Here is a 251-nt window from a genome sequence, read left to right on the forward strand (position 1 = left end):
GCTAAAAATTCGCGGGCAGCGTATCGAACTGGGCGAAATCGATCGCGTGATGCAGGCGCTGCCGGATGTCGAACAAGCCGTTACCCACGCCTGTGTGATTAACCAGGCGGCTGCCACCGGTGGTGATGCGCGTCAATTGGTGGGCTATCTGGTGTCGCAATCGGGCCTGCCGTTGGATACCAGCGCATTGCAGGCGCAGCTTCGTGAAACATTGCCACCACATATGGTACCGGTGGTTCTGCTGCAACTTC

The 251-nt window shown here is 58.2% G+C and carries 1 pseudogene; it reads left to right on the forward strand.

Features of this window, described 5'->3' with window-relative positions:
• Positions 1 to 251: pseudogene (locus SB756_RS33090) on the forward strand (enterobactin synthetase subunit F); the annotation flags it as partial.

Origin of the sequence: Pseudomonas sp. SIMBA_068, assembly GCF_046534705.1 — a bacterium.
Classification (GTDB): domain Bacteria; phylum Pseudomonadota; class Gammaproteobacteria; order Pseudomonadales; family Pseudomonadaceae; genus Aquipseudomonas; species Aquipseudomonas putida.